This is a genomic window from Calditrichota bacterium, from assembly GCA_016867835.1.
Lineage (GTDB): Bacteria > Electryoneota > AABM5-125-24 > Hatepunaeales > Hatepunaeaceae > VGIQ01.
Genome location: VGIQ01000102.1, coordinates 1 through 10,222, shown reverse-complemented (window position 1 = coordinate 10,222; position 10,222 = coordinate 1). Strand labels below are relative to the sequence as shown.

Below are 10,222 nucleotides of genomic sequence, written 5' to 3'. Positions count from 1 at the left end.
GACTATCGAGTTATCTCTTGATCGGGTTCTGGCACGAGAGGGACTCAGCGTCGGACGCCGCCAAGAAAGCCTTTGTGACCAACCGGATCGGCGATGCCGGGATGTTGATGGGGATGCTGCTGGTCTTCGCAGCATTGGGAACGTTGAACCTTGGTGAGATCGGGGAAGGCGTGGCCTCCGGGAGGCTGACGGGAGGACTCCTGACTGCGGCGGGGCTGCTCCTTTTCTGCGGCGCGGTAGGCAAGTCGGCTCAGTTTCCGCTGCATGTCTGGCTGCCCGATGCGATGGAAGGCCCAACGCCGGTCAGCGCGCTCATACACGCGGCGACGATGGTGGCGGCCGGCGTCTATCTGGTAGCCAGGCTCTTCACGATTCTGACGCCTGATGCCGGACTGACGATTGCCTATATCGGAGGCTTTACCGCGCTCTTTGCAGCGACGATCGCCGTTGCGCAGAACGACATCAAGCGGGTGCTGGCTTATTCGACGGTGTCGCAACTCGGCTATATGGTGATGGCGCTCGGCGTGGGGGCTTATATGGCAGGCTTCTTCCACCTCGTGACGCACGCGATGTTCAAAGCCTGCCTCTTCCTTGGGAGCGGCTCGGTCATCCACGCGATGCACCACGCTCTGCAATCCGTAACGCCGGCTTCCAGCCGGCCCGATCACGATGCCACCAGGATGGTGGCGTTACCTGATCCTCAGGATATGCGGAATATGGGCGGCCTTAGGAAGCTTATGCCGGTGACGTTCTGGACCTTTCTTATCGCGACGACAGCGCTGGCGGGAGTGCCCTTCACCGCGGGATTCCTCTCCAAGGACGCAATCCTTGGTGGGACGTTAGCGTTTTCGATGGAGCATCCCCGGCACGTGCTATTGCCGATCTTCGGCTTTACAGCAGCGGGATTGACGGCATTCTATATGTTCCGGCTGGTCTATTTGACCTTCTTCGGAACCTTTCGGGGTGGGGAAGAGGCGGCGCATCGCCTGCACGAGTCGCCTCGGGTAATGACGATGCCGTTGGTGACCCTTTCGACTCTAAGCCTTTTCTTCTTCTATGCCGCGCCGGCGTTTAATCCGACTACGCCGGAGGGGGGATGGTTTGCGACCCTCTTCCCAACGCCGGAACGGGCATACTCCAACCACAAAGAACACCAAGAACACGAAGAAGATGCTTATGTCAATGCTAATTCTAATGCTGAAGATCATTCCGCATTAGAGCACACCGAACACACGGCTCACATCTGGGCAATGCTGATCTCGATTCTGGTAGCAGGATTGGGGATATGGGTGGCAACCTGGGCCTATCATCAACGCGCCGGTAGCAGCGCGATTTATCGCGCTTTCGACCCCGAAAAATGGCGCCTCCGCTTTGGTGTCGTCTATCGTGGCATGTTCCGCAAGTGGTGGATGGACGAAATCTACGATGCGACGGCGATCCGGGGGACGCTCGGATTGTCAAGAGGATTGGCGTGGTTCGACCTGAAGGTCATCGATGGTATTGTGAACGGCTCGGCGTGGGTGACGAGGGGCTACTCGTTTATTACCGGTTGGTTCGACAATGTGGTGGTGGACGGACTGGTGAATCTAACCGCTTGGATAGTCGGATTTTGGGGACGTCTGGCGAGGCTCTTGCAGGGCGGTCAGGTGCAGCGCTATATTCTATACACGGCCGCGGCGGTAGGGGTGGTGGTGGTGATGTTGATCGCGTAGCGCCGAATTCCGATTCGGCGAATCGAGGATAATGACGGGATCGGAATCCCGCCCCACGCGGCAAACGCGTAGCGCCGAATTCCGATTCGGCGAATCGAGGATAATGGCGGGATCGGAATCCCGCCCCACGCGGCAAACGCGTAGCGCCGAATTCCGATTCGGCGAATCGAGGATAATGGCGGGATCGGAATCCCACCCCACGCGGCAAACGCGTAGCGCCGAATTCCGATTCGGCGAAAAGAAAGGTACCTAATGTCAGGGTTTGAAATCTACCTTCGGAATCTACCTCACTGGCGGCTTGAAGGTTCGACTTACTTCGTCACATGGCGGTTGAGTCCGGGACAGGGTGATTTGCACGATGTCGAACGGGATATGATCTCGGCGTCAATAAAATTCTTCGATGGCAAACGTTTGACTCTCGATGCGTATGTGGTTATGCACGATCATGTGCATGTTGTCCTGTCACCAAAAGACAAATGGAAGCTCGAACAATTGGTCTATTCCCTGAAACGGTTTACAGCCACCAAGATGGTTATGGAGTTTTCAAGAGGGGGGCCGGTCTGGCAAAGGGAGTACTATGACCATATCATCCGTAATCAGTCGGATTGGGAAGAGAAAGTGAATTACGTCCTAACAAATCCTCAGAGAAGATGGGGAGATATTCAGAATTATAAGTGGGTATATTTGAGGGATTCGTAGCGCCGAATTCACGTAGCGCCGAATTCACGTAGCGCCGAATTCCGATTCGGCGAATCGAGGATAATGACGGGATCGGAATCCCACCCCACGCGGCAAACGCGTAGCGCCGAATTCCGATTCGGCGAATCGAGGATAATGACGGGATCGGAATCCCGCCCAACGCGGCAAACGCGTAGCGCCGAATTCCGATTCGGCGAATCGAGGATAATGACGGGATCGGAATCCCACCCCACGCAGGGCCTGGCGGGATCGGAATCCCGCCCCACGCGGCATACGCGTAGCGCCGAATTCCGATTCGGCGATCCCATCCCGTTTTCGGAAGATCACAACGCGACAGGCTGAAGCCTGTCGTCCCAAACAAACAACATTGAAGGAATGTGAAATGAAGTTCTTACTTTCAATCGCCGTCCTTGCCGCCCTAACTGTGGGCTGCTCATCGGACGACAAGAACGACCCGTCAACCGGTCCGGGAGCAAATCATGCGCCGCAGATCGTGAGTGTAACCGCAAGCCCGAACAACGTTAGGACAGGAAGTGGTATGTATGCAGAAGTGACGCGACTGAATTGTATCGCGACGGATTCGGAAGACGATAGCTTAAGATTCAATTGGAGTTGCACATTTGGGCGTTTTGACGACCCGGTTACTGCCCAGTCGCCAAATTGGCGAGCAGATGGATACATTCAAATAGACACTGTCTTTGCCAAGGTCATTGTTTCCGATGGAAGAAGTATAGATACAGATTCTGTGGCCATAAGAGTCACCAGATGATGAAAGCTCATACTGTTTATATCGATGAGGCTGGAAATACCGGCAGTCGATTAATCGATTCGCAGCCATTCCTTTCAATGGTGGCTGTTGGGTTGCCTGAAAATAGACTGACGCATATAATTTCAGCTTTAGAAGCAATGAGAAAGCGAGAAAGGATAGTCGGTGAACTGCATGCGAAGAGTCTGCGAGATTGGAGACGTACTCGGATCGCACGTGAATTACTCGAAGTATTAATGAAGGAAGAGATGTCATTATTTCTGGGAATCTGCGAAAAACACTTTGTTATTTCAACATTTATAGATGACGATTTTCTGGATCCCGCATACAATGACAAGTGCGATAATTCATTCACTTGGCCATTTGGCAAGCGTGAGCGAGCATCGTTAATTCACTCTAAATTATCGGAAGAGGCTGCACAAGCCTGTTCTAATTTCTTTCAGAAAGGTGAAGGTGCCGAAAGCGCACTTGCATTGGTGATTGAATGTCTGAAGGGCACACCACTTCACGAACTTATGTTAGGTGTGAAAATAAATGAACTCGAGGAGACAATTCGGGATTTGAATTGCAATCCAACTGAACATTCGATGAAAAGAGGTGTATTAAAATCGCCAAACTTCTTCACCATTATGGGTATGTTTAGTAAAATTGAATATCATTATCGTTTCGGATTGGTGGCAGATGCAGAGATAATCTTTGATTCTTCACCACAATATGATAGTTCGTTCATTTCCTTTTTTGATCTGCTGAAGAAAGCAAATCCTTCAATCCTTGGAATCGGTCGAGAAATACCTCATATATTCGGATATGAAAGTGTAAAGCAACTGAAATGTGAGTCATCGTCTTCGGAACCGATACTTCAAATTGCAGATGTCATCGCTACCAGCATAAATGATCTAATGACTAAGTTAGCCGCATCACCTGAACCACCGTATTTGGTGGATGATGAGATATTTCTCATTTGGCTTATCTTTCAGCATTGGCATGAATTCGATGATCGATTCTGCGACTATGTGATGTCCGATTTCATGTTCAAAAGAATGTGGGGCACAATTGTCGCTAATACACCAGAGCTTCCAAAATAACAGAGTATGAAATACACAATAACATGTCCCTAACCCTAATCACCTTCCTCCCCGTCTTGGGCGCGGCGATCATCGCGCTGATGCCGGGGAATAATCCGAAGATCATCCGCTGGACGGCATTGGGCACAACGGCTATCGTCCTCGCGCTTGCCATCGGTCTCTACTTCCAGTTCGACGGTGGCTTGCCCGGCATCAACAACCCGGCCGAGTTCCAGTTCAAGGAACATGCGGCGTGGATCCCGATGTGGGGCATCAACTACAGCGTCGGCGTGGACGGCTTGTCGTTCCCGATGGTGCTCTTGACCGCGCTGCTCTGCTTCCTCTGCATACCGGCGTCGTTCGGCATCGAGAAGGGCGTCAAGGGCTACTTCGCGCTCTTCCTGCTGCTCGAAACGGGCATGATGGGGACGTTCGTCGCTCTCGACTTCTTCCTCTTCTACGTCTTCTGGGAGATCATGCTGCTGCCGATGTATTTCCTGATCGGCATCTGGGGCGGGCCAAGGCGGGTCTATGCGGCGATCAAGTTCTTTATCTACACATTAATCGGCTCGGTGCTGATGCTGATCGCGATGCTGGTGCTCTACTTCAATACCGCCGACCCCGCAACCGGCAAGCACACCTTCGACATGCTCGTGATGATGGATCAGACGAATCACACCGGAATGCTGAGCGTCAATTCGGTGCGCATCCTGATGTGGCTTGCGCTCTATGTCGGGTTCGCGATCAAGGTGCCGGTCTTTCCGTTCCACACCTGGCTGCCCGATGCGCACGTCGAAGCCCCGACCGCAATATCGGTTATCCTTGCCGGTGTGCTGCTGAAGATGGGCACTTACGGCCTCTTGCGCATATCCTATCCGATGCTGCCCGATATGACGGTCTATTTCGCGTGGTTCCTGGCGCTGATGGGGACGATCAACATCATTTACGGCGCGTTCTGTGCGATGGCTCAGAAAGACCTAAAGAAACTGGTCGCCTATTCGTCGATCTCGCATATGGGATACGTGATGCTCGGGATGAGCGCCTTCACCGACGCCGGGATGAACGGCGCGGTGTTCCAAATGTTCAACCACGGGACGATCACCGCGATGCTCTTTCTTCTGGTCGGCGTGATTTACGACCGGGCGCACCACCGCGAGATCGAGGGCTTTGGCGGGCTGGCGAACGTAATGCCGCGATATTTGGGAGTGACCGCGCTGGCGTTCTTTGCGTCGATGGGGCTGCCCGGGCTGTCGGGGTTCATCAGCGAGGCAATGGTCTTCATCGGCGCGTTTCCGGTTTGGCGGACCTTCACGATGATCGCGATACTGGGCATTATCATCACAGCGGGCTACTTGCTCTGGACGGTGCAGCGGATGTTCTTTGGAGCGACTAATCCCAAATATGCCGGATTGCCGGAGATCAACCGCCGTGAGTTATTCACGCTTATACCGTTGGGGGCGATCGTGCTCTTCCTCGGCATCTGGCCTCATCCGGTGTTGAATCTGATGAACACCTCGCTGTCGCATCTGGGGCAGATGATGCGCGCCGCAGGACAGATTGCGGGGATGTAGGGAGTGCGGAATGCGGAATGAGGAATGCGGAATGAGGGGGCGAACGGGCGTCATTCCCGCGCAGGCGGGACGGGCACAGGGACGCCGCAGGCGGACAATCCAGAGGACTTGCGGAATAGTATGGACGAGTCTATATTGCATCTTCCAGTTAATGGGAACTGAACCATGACCCAATCCTTATACACTTGAATATTGGGAAGACGACGGCTGGTTCGTCGGCCGGTTGGTCGGGAGCTTCGAATATCTTCAACCAAGAGCAAGTGATGAGTGAGAATATCCATGATAAGTCCATTCGCCTTCCGATAGACCGCGAAAAGGTCGAAGCCTTCTGCAAGAAATGGAAGATCGTCGAACTGTCGCTGTTTGGATCAGTCATCCGGGACGACTTCAGAGAAGACAGTGACGTGGACGTACTGGTGCGGTTTGCGGAGAACTCGCACTGGAGCCTTTTCGATGTAATGCACGCCGAAAACGAACTCGCCGAAATTGTTGGGCGAAAAGTCGATCTGGTCGAGCGCGAAGCCGTCGAGGAGAACCCGAACTGGATTCGCCGCCGGCATATACTTGGACACGCGGAGCGCTTCTATGCAGCGGGATGAATCGCTTCTCTACGACATAGTCTATTCGTGCCATCGGATCATCGACTACACGATTGGCTTGGAACTGAAACTTTCGAGCGGGTGGGGGAGATTCAAGACTCCGTAACCCGGAGGATTGGCATCATCGGTAAAGCGCGCGACTTCTTTCGGATGAGACGAAGGAGGCGCTTCCCGATATTCCTTGGGCGGATATAATCGGTATGCGAATGTCTTGATCCACAATTGTCTGCACCCATTAATAGATATCGTTTCAATTGCCAAAGTCAAAGGAGCCGTGGAGAGGCGACAGAGGCGCTGAAGTCAAGCCTGCCGTATTGCCGAAATGAGTAAGACTGATATTGCTCCCTAATGGCTGGACAAAGAGCTAAGCAAAATTGAAATTGAAGCGGCGATCGAACTCAGCCGGCAGAGATTGGCCAAACTCGAGGCGCGGCGCTGACTATGATAGAAGAATTCGATTAATCGAAGTTGGCCAAAACGTGACGAGTAGAGCATTCCGTCACCCTTCCGTCACCCTTCCGTCACGCGGTATCTCCCGTATGGGATATTAGATACGCCAAATCGGTGACGATGTGACGATTTTTCAACTACACCCGACGTTCCCAAACATGGAAAATGGAAGATGGAAGATGGAACAAAACGTCAATGATCCGATGGAAATGGGGGGATACAAGCCGTTTGAAGAATTCGATATATGGAAACGAGCGTTTGCACTTGCCAAGGCGGCTTATAGGCTGTCTCAGGACAAACGCATCGATTCTGCAACAAGGTCGCAAATGCGCCGGGCTGCCTTGTCGATTCCATCCAATGTCGCCGAGGGATACGAACGACGCATCACCAATGAATTCCGCCAGTTTCTTTCCATCGCCAAAGGCTCTGCCGGGGAACTGCGCACCCAAATCAGATTTGTAAGAGAACTTGAACTTGCAGACAGCAAAACCTGCGACCAATTAATCGAGGAATGCTTTGGACTTGGAGCAATGATCGGCGGTTTTATGAAGACGCTTAAGACCACCCGTTAGCATCGTTCCATTTTCCATCTTCCATTTTCCATGACCATCAACCTCCTCCCCTTCCTCCCCGAACTGATCCTGGCCGGGGGAATTCTCGGGCTGCTGATCGTCGATCTTATTGTCAAGGAGCGGCAAGGTCACATCGCAGCCGGGATCAGCGCGGTGCTGTTAGTCGCCATTGCGGGTGCCGCCCTCGCCGGCGAAGAGAAGGTCGGCGGCTACCTCTTCGGCGCGGTCGTCCAGGACGGCGCGGCGCTCTATTTCCGCTTGCTCTTCATCGCCGCGACGTTGATCAGCATCGCAATGCTCGCCTTCCGCTTCCGGGATGAAGGCGAGCCTTATGTGCTCGTCTTGTCGAGCGTCTTGGGGATGTTCCTGCTGGCCGGTTCAAACGACATCGTAACGCTCTTCGTCGGATTCGAACTGGTCTCGATTCCGTCCTATATCCTTGCCGGCTACGGTCGTAAGGAGCCCAAGTCAGCGGAAGCGGCACTCAAATATGTCCTGTTCGGAGCGATGTCTTCGGGCTTGATGCTCTACGGCTTCTCGCTGCTCTACGGGCTGACCGCGACGACCAGTCTGCCCGAAATGGGCTCAAGGCTTATGGCTCAAGGCTCTGGGGCAGGCGCCGCGACGGTCATCGGGCTGATACTGGTGCTGGCAGGGATTGGCTATAAGATGGCGTTGGTGCCGCTCCACTTCTGGTGTCCGGACGTTTATGAAGGCTCGCCGACGCCGATAACAGCGTTCTTTTCGGTCGCGCCCAAGGCGGCAGGTTTTGCCGCGCTGTTCAGATTATTGCCGCTTTACACCAATGCATCGCCGTTCCTTGGTCTTTCTGCAGTTGGTTTTTTCACCGCCGTTTCGGCGGTTACGATGACCTATGGCAATCTGGGGGCCATCTGGCAGACTTCACTGAAAAGGCTGCTGGCTTATTCATCGATTGCGCATGCCGGCTATATGCTGATGGGATTCTGCGCGGTCGCGGCATTTCCCACAGGCGAAGTCCGTGACCTTGCCGTCGCGAGCGTCATGTTCTACCTTGCCGTCTATATGTTTATGAATTTGGGAGCATTCTTTGTTGTGGACCGGGTAGAACGAATTAAGAATTTAGAATTTAGAATGCAGAATGACGGAGAAGCATCCGATCATATAAGTCGGTTCAGGGGGTTGGGTAAGTCGCATCCGGTACCGGCGCTGCTTATGGCCGTCTTTCTCTTCAGTCTGACCGGCTTGCCGCCACTGGCAGGATTTATCGGGAAGTTTTATCTTCTGGCGGCGCTGGTGAAGGGGGAGTTAATCGCCCTTGCGATAATCGCTATCGCCAACACAGTCGTCTCGCTATTCTACTATATTAGGGTAATCCGGGAAATGTATCTTGATGAACCCGAAGCCATAGAGTGGGAATCAGAAGTTGAATCGTCTCAAAATCGCTGGTTGACGGTGTCATTGGGACTTGCGACTGTGGTGCCAACGATAGTCTTAGGCGTTTTCTTCGGACCGCTTGCGGAGTGGATAGCAGGGAGGCTGTAGTTCTGTTCATGCGTATCTATTCACAACGTCATTATTAATGGGTGCAGATAATTGTGGTATTATCCAGTAGGGCAGGCAGGAATGCCTGCCCTTTGGACGGACAAGAATGTCCGTCCTACTGATGCTACTATTTGATGCCCCGATTAATATAAGATGCGCATAACTGGATTGATGTCATGCTGACGCAGTGAAGCATCTCGCTTTAGAGCAGAAACGAGACCCTTCACATCGTTCAGGCTTAGATCACTAATGAGAGTCTATAAATTTCAAGCGGACATTCAATCTCTTACGCTCCCGCTACTCCTAAATATGCTTCCTGCACCCGCCGATCGCCCGTCAGGTCCACCGCTCGCCCGCTTAGCGTAATGATCCCGGTTTCCAGGCAGTAAGCGCGGTGCGACACTCGAAGAGCCGCCCGGGCGTTTTGCTCAACCAACAAGATTGAGCGCCCCGTCGCCACGAGCCGCTCAATTGTCTCGTAAATCCGCTGCACAAGCAGTGGCGCCAGCCCCAGTGACGGTTCATCGAGCAACATAAGCCTCGGCTCGGCCATAAGGCCGCGCGCAATAGCCAGCATTTGTTGCTCCCCGCCCGACAACGTTCCCCCCATTTGTCGCAGTCTCTCCTTCAGGATAGGGAACAGGTTGAGCACCTCCTCAAATCTGTCGGAATATCTCTCTCTGCGGAGTGAAGTTTGCAGTCCGGGGTGAGGCGCCGTATCTTCGCTCCTCGTTATTGCATCTTTCCTTTCCTCCCGATACGTAATCGGCTTATTACCTCCAACGTATCCTCCCATAAGGATATTCTCGTCGACCGTAAGGCGCGGGAATATTCGCCGACCTTCCGGGACCTGAACGATACCACGACGGACTCGTTCGACTGGCGAAAGGCTGCCAATCTCCTCGCCATCGAACCGAATCGACCCTATCGCCGGGGCTATGCCGCTTAATGCCATTAGTGTTGATGACTTGCCGGCGCCATTCGATCCGATGAGGGCTACTGCTTCACCGGCTCCAACATCCAGGTCGATGCCATTGACTGCCGTGACTCCACCATACCGGACCGTGAGGTTTCGCACCTCGAGCAGCAGTGCCATCAGAGTCTGCTACTCATACCGAATCGCTTCGACCGGATCGAGTTTGGCGGCCCGCCGTGCCGGGTAGATCGTCGCCAGAAGCGTCAGGAGCATCGCCACCAAGGCGACGACGACAAAGTCCAATCCCTGCATCCGAACCGGCAGCGAATCGAGAAAGTAAACATCCCCC

8 protein-coding genes are annotated in these 10,222 nt (G+C 53.6%); 7 read left to right on the top strand and 1 reads right to left on the bottom strand.

Translation table 11 applies throughout. The features are described 5' to 3' along the window. The 7 genes from FJY67_09655 to FJY67_09625 form a co-directional block, all read left to right on the top strand. On the top strand, positions 1 to 1,712 hold a 1,712-nt coding region (locus tag FJY67_09655; protein MBM3329717.1), incomplete at its 5' end, for an NADH-quinone oxidoreductase subunit L. A gap of 252 nt (positions 1,713 to 1,964) precedes the next feature. After that, complete coding sequence (locus tag FJY67_09650; GenBank protein ID MBM3329716.1) at positions 1,965 to 2,411, top strand: hypothetical protein; 447 nt, start codon at positions 1,965 to 1,967, stop codon at positions 2,409 to 2,411. A gap of 765 nt (positions 2,412 to 3,176) precedes the next feature. Continuing rightward, on the top strand, positions 3,177 to 4,262 hold the full coding sequence (locus tag FJY67_09645; GenBank protein ID MBM3329715.1) for a DUF3800 domain-containing protein: 1,086 nt from the start codon (positions 3,177 to 3,179) through the stop codon (positions 4,260 to 4,262). Between the two features lie 23 nt (positions 4,263 to 4,285). After that, positions 4,286 to 5,812, top strand: coding sequence for an NADH-quinone oxidoreductase subunit M (locus FJY67_09640; GenBank protein MBM3329714.1), 1,527 nt, complete (start codon positions 4,286 to 4,288; stop codon positions 5,810 to 5,812). A gap of 263 nt (positions 5,813 to 6,075) precedes the next feature. Beyond that, positions 6,076 to 6,411 carry a nucleotidyltransferase gene (locus FJY67_09635; GenBank protein MBM3329713.1) on the top strand — a complete coding sequence of 112 codons (336 nt, stop codon included), beginning with the start codon at positions 6,076 to 6,078 and terminating at the stop codon, positions 6,409 to 6,411. Between the two features lie 572 nt (positions 6,412 to 6,983). Further along, positions 6,984 to 7,433 (top strand): four helix bundle protein, encoded by a 450-nt coding sequence (locus tag FJY67_09630; GenBank protein ID MBM3329712.1) that lies wholly within the window; start codon positions 6,984 to 6,986, stop codon positions 7,431 to 7,433. A 30-nt stretch (positions 7,434 to 7,463) separates the two neighbouring features. Then, on the top strand, positions 7,464 to 8,957 hold the full coding sequence (locus FJY67_09625; protein ID MBM3329711.1) for an NADH-quinone oxidoreductase subunit N: 1,494 nt from the start codon (positions 7,464 to 7,466) through the stop codon (positions 8,955 to 8,957). A 286-nt stretch (positions 8,958 to 9,243) separates the two neighbouring features. On the opposite strand, the gene FJY67_09620 is transcribed toward FJY67_09625, so the two are convergent. Then, entirely contained in the window at positions 9,244 to 10,047 is an 804-nt protein-coding gene (locus FJY67_09620; protein MBM3329710.1) for an ABC transporter ATP-binding protein, read from the bottom strand. Between the last annotated feature and the right edge of the window lie 175 nt (positions 10,048 to 10,222).